The organism is Streptomyces sp. NPDC015171 (genome assembly GCF_043079545.1).
Classification (GTDB): domain Bacteria; phylum Actinomycetota; class Actinomycetes; order Streptomycetales; family Streptomycetaceae; genus Streptomyces.
In genome coordinates this window covers 205,533-220,508 of record NZ_JBIBUO010000001.1, presented here as the reverse complement: position 1 = coordinate 220,508, position 14,976 = coordinate 205,533, and the positions used below count along the sequence as shown (strand labels likewise).

General features: G+C 71.8%; 15 protein-coding genes. 7 read left to right on the top strand and 8 right to left on the bottom strand.

All coding sequences use genetic code 11. The annotated features are described in order from the left end of the window. Positions 1 to 124: 124 nt before the first annotated feature. Positions 125 to 541, bottom strand: coding sequence for a Fur family transcriptional regulator (locus ACF073_RS01050; RefSeq protein WP_392065648.1), 417 nt, complete (start codon positions 539 to 541; stop codon positions 125 to 127). A gap of 145 nt (positions 542 to 686) precedes the next feature. On the opposite strand from ACF073_RS01050, the gene ACF073_RS01045 reads away from it, so the two are divergent. Continuing rightward, positions 687 to 2,141 (top strand): catalase, encoded by a 1,455-nt coding sequence (locus ACF073_RS01045; RefSeq protein ID WP_392065647.1) that lies wholly within the window; start codon positions 687 to 689, stop codon positions 2,139 to 2,141. 66 nt (positions 2,142 to 2,207) lie between these two features. On the opposite strand, the gene ACF073_RS01040 is transcribed toward ACF073_RS01045, so the two are convergent. After that, positions 2,208 to 2,603, bottom strand: a complete 396-nt coding sequence (locus ACF073_RS01040; RefSeq protein ID WP_392065645.1) for a cyclic nucleotide-binding/CBS domain-containing protein — start codon at positions 2,601 to 2,603, stop codon at positions 2,208 to 2,210. A 145-nt stretch (positions 2,604 to 2,748) separates the two neighbouring features. Then, positions 2,749 to 3,549, bottom strand: a complete 801-nt coding sequence (gene hisN, locus ACF073_RS01035) for a histidinol-phosphatase (protein WP_392065644.1) — start codon at positions 3,547 to 3,549, stop codon at positions 2,749 to 2,751. Between the two features lie 182 nt (positions 3,550 to 3,731). On the opposite strand from hisN, the gene ACF073_RS01030 reads away from it, so the two are divergent. Beyond that, on the top strand, positions 3,732 to 4,337 hold the full coding sequence (locus ACF073_RS01030) for a TetR/AcrR family transcriptional regulator (RefSeq protein WP_392065642.1): 606 nt from the start codon (positions 3,732 to 3,734) through the stop codon (positions 4,335 to 4,337). Positions 4,338 to 4,355: 18 nt separating this feature from the next. Here ACF073_RS01030 and ACF073_RS01025 read toward each other — a convergent pair whose 3' ends face one another. Beyond that, a complete protein-coding gene (locus ACF073_RS01025; protein WP_392065640.1) occupies positions 4,356 to 6,047 on the bottom strand; it encodes an ABC transporter family substrate-binding protein in 1,692 nt (563 codons plus the stop codon). Positions 6,048 to 6,178: 131 nt separating this feature from the next. Between ACF073_RS01025 and ACF073_RS01020 the strand changes: the two genes are divergently transcribed. From ACF073_RS01020 to ACF073_RS01010, 3 genes are read left to right on the top strand one after another with little or no spacing between them, the layout of a single operon-like run. Beyond that, positions 6,179 to 7,168, top strand: a complete 990-nt coding sequence (locus ACF073_RS01020) for an ABC transporter permease (protein WP_392065638.1) — start codon at positions 6,179 to 6,181, stop codon at positions 7,166 to 7,168. Positions 7,169 to 7,170: 2 nt separating this feature from the next. Continuing rightward, positions 7,171 to 8,064 carry an ABC transporter permease gene (locus tag ACF073_RS01015; protein WP_392066829.1) on the top strand — a complete coding sequence of 298 codons (894 nt, stop codon included), beginning with the start codon at positions 7,171 to 7,173 and terminating at the stop codon, positions 8,062 to 8,064. Then, complete coding sequence (locus ACF073_RS01010) at positions 8,061 to 9,860, top strand: dipeptide ABC transporter ATP-binding protein (protein ID WP_392065636.1); 1,800 nt, start codon at positions 8,061 to 8,063, stop codon at positions 9,858 to 9,860. The genes ACF073_RS01015 and ACF073_RS01010 overlap by 4 nt, the downstream gene beginning before the upstream one ends. A 13-nt stretch (positions 9,861 to 9,873) precedes the next feature. Here ACF073_RS01010 and ACF073_RS01005 read toward each other — a convergent pair whose 3' ends face one another. From ACF073_RS01005 to ACF073_RS00990, 4 genes are all read right to left on the bottom strand, one after another. Further along, positions 9,874 to 10,197, bottom strand: a complete 324-nt coding sequence (locus tag ACF073_RS01005; RefSeq protein WP_392065635.1) for a DMT family transporter — start codon at positions 10,195 to 10,197, stop codon at positions 9,874 to 9,876. Positions 10,198 to 10,282: 85 nt separating this feature from the next. Further along, positions 10,283 to 11,293 carry a ribosome small subunit-dependent GTPase A gene (rsgA, locus tag ACF073_RS01000; protein WP_392065633.1) on the bottom strand — a complete coding sequence of 337 codons (1,011 nt, stop codon included), beginning with the start codon at positions 11,291 to 11,293 and terminating at the stop codon, positions 10,283 to 10,285. 11 nt (positions 11,294 to 11,304) lie between these two features. Further along, the gene (aroA, locus tag ACF073_RS00995) at positions 11,305 to 12,621 is read right to left on the bottom strand and encodes a 3-phosphoshikimate 1-carboxyvinyltransferase (RefSeq protein WP_392065631.1); all 1,317 of its coding nucleotides are present in this window, start codon (positions 12,619 to 12,621) and stop codon (positions 11,305 to 11,307) included. A 28-nt stretch (positions 12,622 to 12,649) separates the two neighbouring features. Continuing rightward, positions 12,650 to 13,372, bottom strand: coding sequence for a M50 family metallopeptidase (locus ACF073_RS00990; protein ID WP_392065629.1), 723 nt, complete (start codon positions 13,370 to 13,372; stop codon positions 12,650 to 12,652). Between the two features lie 70 nt (positions 13,373 to 13,442). Here ACF073_RS00990 and ACF073_RS00985 point away from each other — a divergent pair, with 70 nt between their 5' ends. Together ACF073_RS00985 and ACF073_RS00980 are read left to right on the top strand one after the other, a co-directional pair. Then, on the top strand, positions 13,443 to 14,258 hold the full coding sequence (locus ACF073_RS00985) for an SOS response-associated peptidase (protein ID WP_392065627.1): 816 nt from the start codon (positions 13,443 to 13,445) through the stop codon (positions 14,256 to 14,258). A gap of 10 nt (positions 14,259 to 14,268) precedes the next feature. Then, positions 14,269 to 14,907, top strand: coding sequence for an alpha/beta family hydrolase (locus tag ACF073_RS00980; RefSeq protein ID WP_392066827.1), 639 nt, complete (start codon positions 14,269 to 14,271; stop codon positions 14,905 to 14,907). Positions 14,908 to 14,976: the final 69 nt, after the last annotated feature.

The window sequence follows — 14,976 nt, the reverse complement described above, 5'->3', positions numbered from 1 at the left end:
AGGGGGGCTCGCGCCCCCCTGTCGCCCGGTTCGCGAGCCTTGGTTCATGACCCCTGGTTCATGACCCCTGCCGTGTCCCCTGGTTCATGACCCCTGCCGTGTCCCCTGGTGCATGACCCCTGGTTCAGGCGTCCGCGCAGTCCGGGCACAGTCCCCGGTACGTCACCTCGACGTCCGAGACCGTGAAGCCGAAGCGCTCGGTGTCGGGGAGGTCGGCGAGGGGGTTGCCGGTCGGGTGCACGTCACGGATCGATCCGCACCGGGCGCAGACCAGGTGATGGTGCGGCTGGTGCGCGTTCGGGTCGTACCGCTTGGCGCGCTTGTCCGTCGAGACTTCCAGGACCTCGCCGAGCGAGACCAGCTCGCCCAGCGTGTTGTAGACGGTCGCCCGGGAGATCTCCGGCAGCTTCGCGACGGCCCGGGCGTGCACCTCGTCCGCCGTCATGTGGACGTGCTCGCCGTTCAGGACCTCGGCCACCACGCGTCGCTGCGCGGTCATCCGCCATCCGCGTCCACGCAGCCGTTCCAGAAGGTCGCTCATGGCTACCAGCCTAACAGCAAGGAGGACCAGATCGGGAACAGGTGTGAGTTTGGACTGCTGTTTGACTTAGACAATGTCCATTGTAGGATCGATCCTGGCTTTGGCTACAGGACAGGACTAGTCAGCGATGACGCAGGAGGCGCACGTGACGCAGGGATCGCTCACCACGGAGGCCGGTGCCCCGGTCGCCGACAACCAGAACAGCGAGACGGCGGGCGTCGGCGGGCCGGTCCTCGTCCAGGACCAGCTGCTGCTGGAGAAGCTCGCCCACTTCAACCGGGAGCGCATCCCGGAGCGGGTGGTGCACGCCCGGGGCGCCGGCGCGTACGGCACCTTCACCGTGACCGCCGATGTCACGCCGTACACGCGTGCCGCCTTCCTCGCCGAGCCCGGCAAGGAGACCGAGGTCTTCCTGCGGTTCTCGACCGTGGCCGGCAACCTCGGCGCGGCGGACGCCGTCCGGGACCCGCGCGGCTTCGCGCTGAAGTTCTACACCGAGGAGGGCAACTACGACCTCGTCGGCAACAACACCCCGGTCTTCTTCATCCGGGACGCGATCAAGTTCCCCGACTTCATCCACACCCAGAAGCGCGACCCGTACTCGGGCAGCCAGGAGGCGGACAACGTCTGGGACTTCTGGGGGCTGTCGCCGGAGGCCACGCACCAGGTGACCTGGCTGTTCGGCGACCGCGGCATCCCGGCGTCGTACCGCCACATGGACGGCTTCGGCTCGCACACCTACCAGTGGAACAACGCGGCCGGCGAGGTCTTCTGGGTCAAGTACCACTTCAAGACCGACCAGGGGATCAAGAACCTCACCGCCGAGGAGGCGGGGGTCCTCGCGGGCAAGGACCCCGACTCGCACCAGCGCGACCTGCGCGAGGCGATCGAGCGCGGCGAGTTCCCCAGCTGGACCGTGGGCGTGCAGATCATGCCGGCGGCGGACGCGGCGGCCTACCGCTTCAACCCGTTCGACCTGACCAAGGTGTGGCCGCACGCGGACTATCCGGTCATCGAGATCGGCCGGCTCGAGCTGAACCGCAACCCGCGGAACATCTTCGCCGAGGTCGAGCAGTCGGTCTTCTCCCCGGCGCACTTCGTGCCCGGCATCGGCCCGTCCCCGGACAAGATGCTCCAGGGCCGGCTCTTCGCGTACGGGGACGCGCACCGCTACCGCGTCGGCGTCAACGCCGACCACCTGCCGGTGAACCGCCCGCACGCCACCGAGGCCCGCACCCACTCCCGGGACGGCTTCCTCTACGACGGCCGGCACGGCGGCGCCAAGAACTACGAGCCGAACAGCTTCGGCGGCCCGGAGCAGACCGGCCGTCCGCTGTGGCAGCCCTTCGACGGCTTCACCGGGGGCACCGGCGGCCACCCGACGCCCGTGCACGCCGAGGACGACGACTTCGTGCAGGCGGGCGACCTCTACCGGCTGATGTCGGAGGAGGAGCGGGAGCGGCTGGTGGCCAATCTGGCCGGGGCCATCTCCCAGGTCTCCCGCGAGGACATCGCCGAGCGCGCGATCGGCAACTTCCGTGCCGCCGACGCCGACTTCGGCAAGCGGCTCGACGCGGCGGTGCGGGCGCTGCGCGACTGAGCCGGCCGCGCCGCGGCCGGGCGGGCCGGACCCCATGGTGCTCGGGGGTCCGGCCCGCCGCGTGTGTCAGGGCACCGGCGTGGGCTGGCGGGCCGGGATCCAGCGGCGGACGATGTCGCGGACCGAGACGATGCCCGCCACCTCGCCGCGGTCGAGCACGACCAGGTGCCGGAAGCCGCCGTGCGTCATGGAGAGTGCCGCCTCCTCCAGGGTCCAGGTCGGGGCGGCGAAGACGACGTCGGTGGTGGTGTGGGCGTGGATGCGCTCCGTGTCCGGGTTCTGGCCCAGGCCCACGGAGTTGAGGATGTCGCGTTCGGTGAGGATGCCTATGCCGCCCGCGTCAGGGTCGAGGACCACGGCGGCGCCGATGCGGCGGGCGGACATCAGGCTGGCTGCCTGGCGGAGGGTGTGGGCGGGGCCGAGGGTGAGGATCACCGTGCTCATGGCGTCACGGACGAGCATGGATGGGCCACCTCCTTGGAACCCGTGACCAGTTCACGGGTTCACAAATTCACAAGTGGGGTGGGCCCAGAGTGCCAGGTAAAGGAAGGGTCAACAAGAGGGCGTGCGGCGCCGGTTGAGGGCGTGCCCGGCGCTCTGCCGGCGCTCAGCGGCGCGGGTCGAGGTACCCGAGCAGCTCGTCGTGGAGCAGTCCGTTGGACGCGGCCGCGTTGCCGCTGTGCGGGCCCGGGCGGCCGTCGAGTCCGGTGAAGCTGCCGCCCGCCTCGGTGACGATGATCGCGTTGGCCGCCATGTCCCACAGGGACAGCTCCGGCTCGGCGCAGATGTCCACGGACCCCTCCGCGACCATCATGTACGGCCAGAAGTCGCCGTACGCGCGCGTGCGCCACACCTGGCGGGTGAGGTCGAGGAAGCCGTCGAGACGGCCCTGCTCCTCCCAGCCGGAGAGCGAGGAGTACGCGAAGGAGGCGTCCGCGAGGGTGCCGACCCGGGAGGTGTGGATACGGCTCGCGGAGGTGAGGTTGCGGCCGGAGAAGGCGCCGTGGCCCTGCGCGGCCCACCAGCGGCGGCCGAGGGCCGGGGCGGAGACCACGCCGACGACGGGCTGGTAGCCCCCCTCGCCGGCCTCCATCAGCGAGATGAGGGTGGCCCAGACGGGGACGCCGCGGACGTAGTTCTTGGTGCCGTCGATCGGGTCGATCACCCAGCGGCGGGGGCCGCTGCCCTCGATGCCGTACTCCTCGCCGAGGACGGCGTCCCGGGGGCGGGCGCGCTGGAGGTGGCCGCGGAGCAGTTCTTCGGCCGCCTTGTCCGCTTCGCTCACCGGGGTCATGTCCGGCTTCGTCTCCACCTTCAGGTCGAGGGCCTTGAAGCGGGACATGGTGGCGGCGTCGGCCGCGTCCGCGAGGACGTGGGCGAGGCGGAGGTCGTCGAGGTAGTCCGGCATGTGGGGAACGGTATCGGGCGGCGTCGGTACGGGGCCAGCCGGGCGCAGGCGTGGCGGGACCCCGCGCCCGGCCGGGGGAGATCCGGCCCGCCCCCGCCGAGTGCGGCCGTCGCGGACCCTTGACAGTGCATGCGAGGGCGTCAAATCTGGGCGCAGAGTCGCTGTGGCCCAGGGAGGCGAAGATGCCTGCTGCCCGGGAATCGCTGTTGGACGCCGCTTACAGGGCGCTCGCGGGCCGGCCGTGGTCCGCGGTGCGGATGGTCGACGTGGCCGCGTCGGCCGGGGTGTCCCGGCAGACCCTGTACAACGAGTTCGGCAGCAAGGACGGGCTCGCGCGGGCCCTGCTGCGCCGGGAGGCCGACGGATACCTCGCCGGTGTCGAGCGGGCCCTGGCCGGCGCGGCCGGGGCGGCGGACCGGCTCACCGCGACCGCCGAGTGGACGGCGCTCGCCGCCCGGGACAACGTGCTGGTCCGGGCCATGCTCACCGGCTGCTGGACGGAGCGGCTGCCCGCCCCGAAGCTCACCGCCGTGCCCTCCGCCTCCGCGGTGCCGGCGCAGCGCCGGGCGGACGGGCCGCTGCCGGCGCCCCGCGACTTCGTCCGGATGGTCCGGGACCGCGCGGCGACCGCGCTGGCCGGTCCCGGCGCCGCCCCGGCCGCCACCGCCGAACTGATCCGCTCCTGCGAGCTGGTGGTACGGCTCGCCCTGTCGTGCGTGGCGGCCCCGCCCGGGGAGGGCGGGGTCGGGGAGCTGGTGCGGGCGGTGCTGCCGGAACGCACGGGGTGAGGGCCGCCGCCCGGCCGCCTACTTCTTCAGCCAGCCCACCTTCGTGTAGTCCACGTCCGCCAGGCCCTCGGCGCCGTAGTTCGCGAGGCCCTTGCGGACGGCGAGGATCTCCGGGCGCTGGTACAGCTCGACGGAGTGGCCGAGCCGCCAGATCTCCCGGTCGGCCTCGTTGTAGAGCTTGGCGGCGGCCGTCGCGTCGGTGGTCCGGGCGGCCTTCTTCAGCAGCGCGTCGATCTTCGGGGAGCCGACCGAGCCGAAGTTCTGGAACAGGTTGCCGCCCTTGGGCTGCTGGAAGGTCGAGGTCAGCATGGTCTGGTAGACGGCGTCGACGTTGCGGAAGCTCGTGAGGTCGAAGTTGCCCTTGTTGACGAACTCGTTGAAGTAGTCGTTCGCGGGCACCTTGCGCAGCTCGACCTTGACTCCTGCGAGGGCCAGCTGCTGCTGCACCAGCTCGGCCTGGTCGAGCTGGGCACTGGTGCTTCCGGAGCTGAGGACGTAGTCGACGGTGAGCCGCTTGCCGCCCTTGGTGCGGGGCCTGCCCTCGCCGTTGTCCTTCCAGCCGGCTTCGTCGAGGAGCTTCTTCGCCTTCTGCGGGTCGTAGTCGGCGTACCCGCCGGACGTGTTCTCGTACCCCTGCTGGTTGGGCATGAAGAAGTGGTTGTCGAGCGGCGCGAGTTCGAAGGACAGGTCCTTGGCGAACGTCTGGTTGATGCCCTTGCGGTCGACGGCGTGCTGGATCGCCTGCCGTACCCGCAGGTCCTTCAGCGGTCCCCGGCCGCCGTTGAGCGTGATGTGCACCTCGTCCCAGCGCGCGCCGCGCCGGATGTCCGTGTCCGGTGCCTTGACCAGCCGCTTGTAGTCCTCGGGCAGCAGCGCGGTGGTGTAGTCGATCTCCTTGTTGAGATAGGCGTCGGTGCGCGCGGGGAAGTCGAGGACGCGGTAGGTGATCGAGTCCAGCCGGGGCTTCGCGCCCCACCACGCGGGGTCGGGGACCAGGGTGATGGTCTGGGCGGTCTTGTCGTACCGGCCGACCTTGAACGCGTTTGCGCTGACCGGCACCTTCTCCGCCCAGCTCTTGACGAACTTCTCCGGGGTATCGATGTACTCCGCCGGGTAGAGCGGGTCGAAAAGCCGCTGCCAGTCGGCGTACGGCGACGTGAAGGTGACCTTGACCGAGTGGGCGTCGCCGCCCTGTTCGACCCGGGAGATCTGGTCGTAGCCGGAGGTGTCGGCGGCCTCGTACGCCTTGTCAGCGCCGTTCAGCGCCTTCCACTGGGCGTGGAAGTCGTGCCAGCTCAGCGGCTTGCCGTCGGACCACTTGGCTTTCGGGTTCAGCCGGTACTCGACGGTCTGCGGGCTGGTGGACGTGACCTTCGCCGAGAGCAGGAAGTCGGGGTTGGCGTGGTGCGCGCCCTTGGCGTCCGAGTCGAAGAGGTCGGGCAGCACGGTCCTGGCGATCTCCTGGGCGTCACCCTGGGCGCCGTCGACCGTGTTGACGTTGTACTGGGTGATCCACTGGGTGATCCCCGTCTTCAGCGTGCCGCCCTGCCGGAGGTCGGACACCGGACGCGCGTTGATGTCCTGGCCGTCGACCCGGGGTGCCGCGGCCTTCTCCGGCTCGTTGTCCGAGTCGGCGGAGCCGCAGCCGGTCACCAGCAACGCGGTGGCCGCGGTGGCGGCGATCCAGGCTGCGGTGGTGGTCTGGCGCATGTCGAGGTCCTTTGCACGGTCGACGGTGGTGCGCCGAACGTAGAACGGCCTACGACGGCCGCGGGAGGGCTCCTGGACTACTGACATGTTCTCTTCATGATGCTGCAACAAGAGGACTGGACCATTTGTTCGTGCCCTTCTACCTGGTCAAACGCCTCGGCTACCACGCCGTCCTGCTGCTGGCCGCCCTCTGCCTGTCCTATCTGCTGGCCTCGTACGCGCTCGATCCGCGGGCCTACTACGAAGGCAGGCAGCCCCCGCTCTCACCCGCCGCGGTGGACCACCACCTCACCGCGCTGGGCGTCAACGACCACCAGCCGTTGCGCGAGCGCTTCCTGCACTGGGCGGACCGCGCGCTGCTCCACGGCGACCTCGGCCGCACCGTCGACGGCACCTCCGTGAACGCCGAGTTCGGTCGGCGGATCGGCGTCAGCCTGCGGCTGCTGCTCGCGGGCACCGTCCTCGGCACGGTCGCCGGGGTCCTCGTCGGCGCCTGGACGGCCGTACGGCAGTACCGGTTCAGCGACCGCGCGGTCACCGTCGTCTCCTTCGCGCTGCTGTCCACACCGGTGTTCCTGCTGGCGATCCTGCTCAAGACCGGCGCGATCTGGTTCAACCAGACCACGGGCACCGATCTGATCCAGTTCACCGGCGAGAAGAGCCCCGGGGCGGACGACGGCCTCTGGACGGTCCTCCAGGACCGGTCCGTGCATCTGCTGCTGCCCACCCTCTCCGTCGCCCTGTTCGCCGTCGCGAGCTACAGCCGCTACCAGCGCAGCAGCATGCTCGACGTCCTCGGCTCCGACTATCTGCGCACCGCCCGCGCCAAGGGGCTGCCCCGTCGGACCGTGCTGCTGCGGCACGGGCTGCGCACCGCCCTCATCCCCATGTCGACGTACTTCTCGTACGGTTTCCTCGCCCTGTTCACCGGCGCCACCTTCACCGAGACGATCTTCGGCTGGCACGGTATGGGCGAGTGGTTCGTGAACTCCATCGGCAAGAACGACGTCAACTCGGTCGTCGCCGTGAACGTCTTCGCCGCCGTCACCGTGCTGCTCTCCGGCTTCCTCGCCGACCTGCTGCACGCCGCCCTCGACCCGCGCATCCGGACGACCTCATGACCATGGCCACCCGCCCCGGACCGGCCGCGCCGGCCACCGCGCCGACCGGCCGCTCCGCCCTCGTCCTGCGCCGGTTCCTGCGCAACCGGTCGGCGCTCGCCGGAGCCGTCGTCCTCGTCCTGCTCTTCCTGCTCGCCTTCCTCGGGCCCTGCCTCACACCCTGGTCGTACAGCCACATCGACTACGGCGCCCTGCGCGCGGCCCCCGGACCCGACCACTGGTGGGGCACCAACCGGATCGGGCAGGACGTCTTCGCGCAGACCGTGCGCGGGCTGCAGAAGTCGCTGCTCATCGGCTTGCTGGTGGCCGTCCTCGCCACCGGCCTCGCCTCGCTCGTCGGGGCCTGCGCCGGGTACTTCGGCGGCTGGACCGACCGGCTGCTGATGTTCTGCGTCGACCTGCTCCTGGTCTTCCCGTCCTTCCTGATCATCGCGATCGTCTCGCCCCGGCTGCGCTCCGGCGGCTGGTTCGCCTTCGTCGCGCTGCTCACCGTGTTCGCGTGGATGATCACCGCACGGGTGGTCCGCTCGATGACGCTCTCCCTCAAGGAGCGCGAATTCGTGCGCGCCGCCCGCTACATGGGCGTCGGACCGTTCCGGATCATCTGGCGGCACGTGCTGCCCAACGTGGCCTCCTTCCTCATCATCGACGCGACGATCCAGGTCGGCGGCGCGGTGATGAGCGAGACCGCGCTGTCCTACTTCGGCTTCGGCGTGCAGCCGCCCGACGTGTCCCTCGGCACGCTGATCGCCTCCGGAACCGGCGCCGCCATCACCTACCCGTGGATGTTCTTCTTCGCGGCCGGACTGCTGGTCGTGTTCGTCCTCGCCGTCAACCTCGTCGGCGACGGCCTGCGCGACGCCCTCGACCCCACCTCCAAGGGAGCCTCCCGGTGAGCCCGCTGCTCGACATCACCTCCCTGGACGTCGACTTCGCGGACCGGCCCGCCGTACGGGACGTCAGCCTGACGCTGGAACGCGGCGAAGTCCTCGGCCTGGTCGGCGAGTCCGGGTCCGGCAAGTCCGTCACCGCCCTCGCCGTCCTCGGGCTGCTGCCCCGCACCGCCACCGCGCGCGGCTCGATCCGGCTCGACGGCACCGAGCTGCTCGGCGCGAGCGAGCGGGAACTGACCGCGATCCGCGGCGACCGCGTGGCCATGGTCTTCCAGGACCCGCTGTCCGCGTTCACCCCGGTCCACCGCATCGGCGACCAGATCGCCGAGGCCGTACGCGCCCACCGGGACATCGGCCGGGCGCAGGCCGGGGCCCGCGCCGTCGAACTGCTCGATCTGGTCGGCATCCCCGAACCCGCCCTGCGCGCACGGGCGTTCCCGCACGAGTTCTCCGGCGGCATGCGCCAGCGCGCCATGATCGCCATGGCGATGGCCCAGAAACCCGACCTCATCCTCGCCGACGAGCCCACCACCGCCCTCGACGTCACCATCCAGGCCCAGATCCTCGACGTGCTGCGCACCGCCCAGCGGGAGACCGGCGCCGCCCTGCTGCTGGTCAGCCACGACCTCGGGGTCATCGCCGGCATGGCCGACCGGGTCGCCGTCATGCGCGAGGGGCGGGTCGTCGAGCAGGGCACGGCCCCCGAGGTCTTCCACCGCCCGCGCGCGCCCTACACCCGGCAGCTCCTCGCCGCCGTCCCGCGCATCGACACCCCGCGCACACCCCGGCCGGCCACCGGCGATCCGGTGCTGAAGGTCCGCGGGCTCACCCGCACCTTCCCCGTCCTCAAGGGCACCGTCGTCAAGCGCCGCACCGGCACGGTGTACGCCGTCGACGGCGTCGACCTCGACGTGCGCCGCGGCGAGACCCTCGCCCTGGTGGGGGAGTCCGGGTCCGGGAAGTCCACCACCCTCTTCGAACTGCTCGAACTCGCGGCGCCCGAGGGCGGCACCGTCGAGCTGTTCGGACAGCGGCTCGGCACCCTGGCCAAGGCGCAGGCGAAGGCCCTGCGCCGCCGGATCCAGATCGTCTTCCAGGACCCGATGGCCTCCCTCGACCCCCGGCTGCCGGTGGGCGACCTCATCGCCGAGCCGCTGCGCACCCAGGGCGCCGACCGGGCGGCGATCGCCCGCCGCGTCCCCGAACTCCTCACCCAGGTCGGCCTCGACCCGGCCCACGCCGACCGCTTCCCGCACGAGTTCTCCGGCGGGCAGCGCCAGCGCGTCGGCATCGCCCGCGCCCTGTCCGTCGCCCCCGAACTGCTCGTCCTCGACGAACCCGTCTCCGCCCTCGACGTCTCCGTGCAGGCCGAGGTGCTGGAACTGCTCCAGCGGCTGAAGGAGGAGCTGGGGCTCGCCTACCTCTTCGTCTCCCACGACCTGTCCGTGGTGCGGAACATCGCCGACCGCGTCAGCGTGGTCTATCTCGGCCGCACGGTCGAGTCCGGCCCGGTCGACCAGGTCTTCGCCCGGCCCCGGCACCCCTACACCCAGGCCCTGCTGTCCGCCGTACCGCTGCCCGACCCGGAGCGCGAGCGGGAGCGGCAGCGCGCACGGATCCTGCTCCCCGGCGACCCGCCGAGCCCCACCCGCCGCTACGACGGCTGCCGCTTCCGGGCCCGCTGCCCGCTGCACACCGAGCTGACGGACGACGAACGCAAGCGGTGCGCGCACGAGGTACCGGAGTTCGAGGGCGACGGCACGGCCTGCCATTTCCCGAGGGAGCGGGAGGTGCTGTAGCGCCGGGCGGCCCCTAGTGCGCCGACCCCGACAGCTGGAGCCCGATCACCCCGATGATGACCAGGCTGATCGAGACGATCTTCAGGGTCGACACCAGGTCGCCGAGGAAGACCATGCCGTAGATCGCGGTGCCCGCCGCGCCGATGCCGGTCCACACGGCGTAGGCGGGGCCGACGTCCAGCTTCCTCAGGGACAGGGTCAGCAGGCCGAAGCTGCCCAGCGCGAAGGTCGCGAAGGCCACGGTCGGCCACAGGCGGGTGAACCCGTGCGAGAGCTTGAGGCACACGGCGAAGCCGGTCTCCAGAATCCCGGCCACTACGACCAGCAGCCACGCCATGTGCGGTCCTCCCGTTGGATCCGGATCTCCGGCTCGGTGCGATTATGCACTTACCGAACCGGCGCCCCGGCAAACAACGCCAGCCTCAGTCGCCTTCCTTGCGCTCCCTGGTGGCCAGCAGCCGGCGCAGCGAGTACAGCCGCGCGGGGTCCGCGTGTCCCTCCGCCACCCACGCGTCCAGCGCGCAGTCCGGCTCGTCGTGGCTGCACGCGCGCGGGCAGCCCTCGGTGCCCGCTTCCAGATCGGGGAAGGCGTGGATCACCCGGGACGGGTCGATGTGCGCGAGCCCGAAGGAGCGGATACCCGGAGTGTCGACGACCCAGCCGCCGTCCCCGCTCAGCGGCAGCGCGAGGGCCGACGTGGTGGTGTGCCGGCCGCGGCCCGTCACCGCGTTCACATGTCCCGTGGTCCGCCGGCGGTCCTCCGGCACCAGCGCGTTGACCAGGGTCGTCTTGCCGACGCCCGAGTGGCCCACGAACGCCGTGACCCGGCCGTCCAGGTACGTGCGCACCCGGTCCGCCGCGTCCCCGCGCTCCAGCTCCTCGCGGCTGGTGACCACGTACGGGATGTCCAGGTCGCCGTACAGCTCCAGCAGCTTGTCCGGCGGGGCCAGGTCCGACTTGGTCATCACCAGCAGCGGTTCCAGGCCGCCGTCGAAGGCCGCGACCAGACAGCGGTCGATCAGGCGCGGGCGCGGCTCGGGGTCGGCCAGGGCCGTCACGATCGCCAATTGGTCGGCGTTGGCGACCACCACCCGCTCGTACGGATCGTCGTCGTCCGCCGTACGGCGCAGGACCGAGCCGCGCTCCTCGATGCGGACGATCCGCGCGAGGGAGTCCTTCTTGCCGGTGAGGTCGCCGACCAGGGCGACCCGGTCGCCCACCACGGCCGCCTTGCGGCCCAGCTCGCGCGCCTTCATGGCCATCACGACCCGGTCCTCGACCAGGCAGGTCAGCCGGCCGCGGTCGACGGTGAGGACCATGCCCTGAGCCGCGTCCTCGTGCTTGGGCCGGATGTTCGTCCGCGGCCGGTTGCCCTTGCGGTTGGGACGGCTGCGGATGTCGTCCTCATCGGTGTGCTTGCCGTAGCGGCGCATGACGTCGGTCCCTACTGCCCGAGCATCCCGGTCCACAGCTCGGGGAAGTCCGGCAGGGTCTTCGCCGTCGTCGCCACGTTCTCGATCTGCACTCCCTCGACCGCGAGGCCGATGATCGCACCGGCGGTCGCCATCCGGTGGTCCTCGTAGGTGTGGAAGACGCCGCCGTGCAGCCGGCGCGGGCGGATGTGCAGCCCGTCGGCCGTCTCGGTGACATCACCGCCCAGCTCGTTGATCTCCTTGGTGAGCGCGGCCAGCCGGTCCGTCTCGTGCAGCCGCAGATGGGCCACGCCCCGCAGGGTCGAGGGGGAGTCGGCGAGGGCCGCGACGGCCGCGATGCCGGGGGTCAGCTCGCCCACGTCGCCCAGGTCCACGTCGATGCCGTGGACCGTGCCCGAACCGGTGAACTCCAGCCCGTACTCGGTGAGTTCGCAGGAACCGCCCATCTCGGTGAAGATCTCCCGCAGCCGGTCGCCCGGCTGGGTGGTGCGGGCCGGCCAGTCCGGGATCAGCACCTTGCCGCCGGTCACCAGGGCCGCCGCGAGGAACGGCTGGGCGTTGGACAGGTCCGGCTCGACCGTCAGGTCCCGGCCGAGCAGCGCGCCCGGCGTCACCCGCCACACGTTCGGCTCGCCGCCCGACTCCGGGGTGTCCACCTGGGCGCCGACCGCGCGCAGCATGTCCACGGTCATCCGGATGTGCGGCATCGAGGGCAGGGTCGCGCCGGTGTGGCGGACCTCGACGCCCTGGTTGAAGCGCGGGCCGGACAGCAGCAGCGCCGAGACGAACTGGGAGGACGAGGAGGCGTCGATCGACACCGGGCCGCCGTCCAGGGCCCCGCTGCCGTGCACGGTCAGCGGCAGCGCGCCCCGGCCGTCGTCGTCGATCCGGGCGCCGAGCGCGCGCAGCGCGTCGATCACACCGTTCAGGGGCCGCTCGTACGACCGCGGGTCCCCGTCGAACCGGATCGGACCGTCGGCCAGCACGGCCACCGGCGGCAGGAACCGCATCACCGTGCCCGCGTTGCCGACGTCGACCGTGGCCGGGCCGCGCAGGCCCGTGGGCAGCACCCGCCAGGCCTCGCCGGTGCCGTCGGGGCCGACCCCCTCCTCGATCTCCACGCCCATGGCCCGCAGGGCCCCGGCCATGAGCAGGGTGTCCCGGGACCGCAGCGGGCGGCGCAGCCAGCCGGGCTCGGAGGCCAGGGCGGCGAGGACCAGGGCGCGGTTGGTGACCGACTTGGACCCCGGCACGTGGACCGTGGCGTCGACGGCCCCGCTCGCGTGCGGGGCGGGCCAGAGGGCGGAGGGGGAGCTGTTCGGGGCCATGGGGCCACTTTATAAGGAGGGCCCGGTGTCAACCTTCCAGCAGCCAGCGGCCCCCGCCGATGAGCGAGCACAGGGACACCGCGTGGAACAGGAAGAGCCACAGCCCCGCAGGGACGTGCGTCAGCCGCGACAGCTGGTCCGCGTCCGAGTCGGCGGTGCCTCCCCGCGACCGCTTGGCCTGCAGTTCGAAGGGCGGCCTGACCCCGCCGAACAGCAGGAACCACACCACCGCGTACGCGAACGCCGCCTGCACCCGGGCGTCCGCGAGCCAGGACACCAGCAGGAACGCCCCGCCCGCGAGGACCACGGTCAGTACGCCGTACGCGTTGCGGATCATCACCAGCATCGCCACCAGCAGGGCGGTGGCCGCCCACAGCAGGAGCGTGATGCGCCCGGCGGCCAGCAGCGCGGCGCCGCCGAGACCCAGCAGCGAGGGTGCCGTGTACCCGGCGGCGGCCGTCAGGATCATGCCGGCCCCGTACGGCTTGCCCCGGCTCACGGTGAGCCCGCTGGTGTCGGAGTGCAGCCGGATGCCGGTCAGCTGCCGGCCGGTGAGCAGGGCGATCAGGCCGTGGCCGCCCTCGTGCGCGATGGTGATCGCGTTGCGCGATATCCGCCACAGCGGGTGCGGGACGACGACGGCGAGCGCCGCGGCCAGGGTGGCCAGCACCACCCACAGGCCGGGGTCGGGCTGGGTGCCGGTGAGCCGGTCCCAGAGGCCGGGCAGCGAGGTGGCGGCGAGGCTGTCCATGTCTGCTGGTGGCTCCCTGTCGTCGCGAAGTGGTGGTGGGGCGGCCGGTGGGCCTGGCAGTGTTGCACGTATGTGCGGACGGTATGCATCGAGTCGTAGGCCCGAGGATCTCGCAGGAATCTTCGAGGTCGAGAAGTGGGAGCCCGAGGAGGCCCTGGAGCCGGACTACAACGTGGCGCCGACCAAAGAGGTCTACGCCGTCCTGGACCGCCCTGTGAAAGACGCGGACTCCCCACGTCCGGTTCGCCAGCTGCGCAAGCTGAAGTGGGGTCTGGTCCCGTCCTGGTCCAAGACGCCCGAGGGCGGCGCCAAGATGATCAACGCGCGTGCGGAGACCGTGCACGAGAAGCCCTCCTACCGGCGTGCCTTCGCCACCCGCCGCTGCATCCTGCCCGCCGACGGCTACTACGAGTGGGTCACCGGCAAGCAGGAGCGCGACCTGGAGGAGGAGGGCAGGAAGAAGCGGCCCCGCAAGCAGCCGTACTTCGTGCTGCCGGCCGACGGCTCGGTGTTCGCGATGGCCGGCCTGTACGAGTTCTGGCGCGACCGGACGCTGCCCGACGAGCACCCGCTGGCCTGGTGGGTGACCTGCTCGGTGATCACCACCGAGGCGGAGAGCACCCCGCTCGCCGTCGCCCCCGCCGAGGGCCCCCGCACCCTCGCCGACATCCACCCCCGGATGCCGCTGATGCTCACCCCGGACCGCTGGGACGCCTGGCTCGACCCCTCCCGCACCGACCCCGACGACCTGCGCGGGCTGCTCGCCCCGCCGCCGGCCGGCCTGATGCGCGCCTACCCGGTCTCCACCGCCGTCAGCAACGTCCGCAACAACAGCCCGGAGCTGCTGAAGGAGCTGGAGGGACCGGAAGAGGGCACACTCTTCTGACGTGACGGATGTGACACATGTGACCACCGAGACGGTCGGGACGGATGCCGGGGACGCCCGGATCACCTGGCACGAGGCCCGGCGGGCGCGGTTGGTGCTGGCCGTGAGCCATGGGGCGGGCGGCGGCATCGAGGCGCGCGACCTCCAGGCCCTCGCCGCCGCGCTGCCCGCGCACGGCGTGAGCGTCGCCCTGGTCGAGCAGCCCTGGCGGGTCGCCGGCAAGAAGCTCGCGCCCGCGCCGAAGACCCTGGACACCGGATGGCGCGGGGTGTGGCCCGCGCTCGCGGCCCCCGGCCTGCCGGTGATCTCCGGCGGGCGCAGCGCGGGCGCCCGGGTCGCCTGCCGCACGGCCGCCGGGCTGGGCGCGCACGCCGTGCTCGCGCTGAGCTTCCCGCTGCATCCGCCGGGCCGGCCGGAGAAGTCCCGGGCCGCGGAGCTGCTGGGCGCCGGCGTGCCCACGCTGGTCGTGCAGGGCGGCAACGATCCCTTCGGGCGGCCGGAGGAATTCCCGCCGGGCGACTTCCGACTGGCCGAAGTGGCCTACGGCGATCACGGCTTCGCCGTGCCCAAGCGCGCCGAGATCACCCAGGAGCGGGCGCTGGAGATCGTCACCGGCGCGGTGCGGGAGTGGGTCGTGTCACTTCTGTGACCCGGGAATGTCCGGCGGCGGCCCGCTGTTGAGCCCGACAGAAGTGCTGAAGTGACCCGGCATCGACGT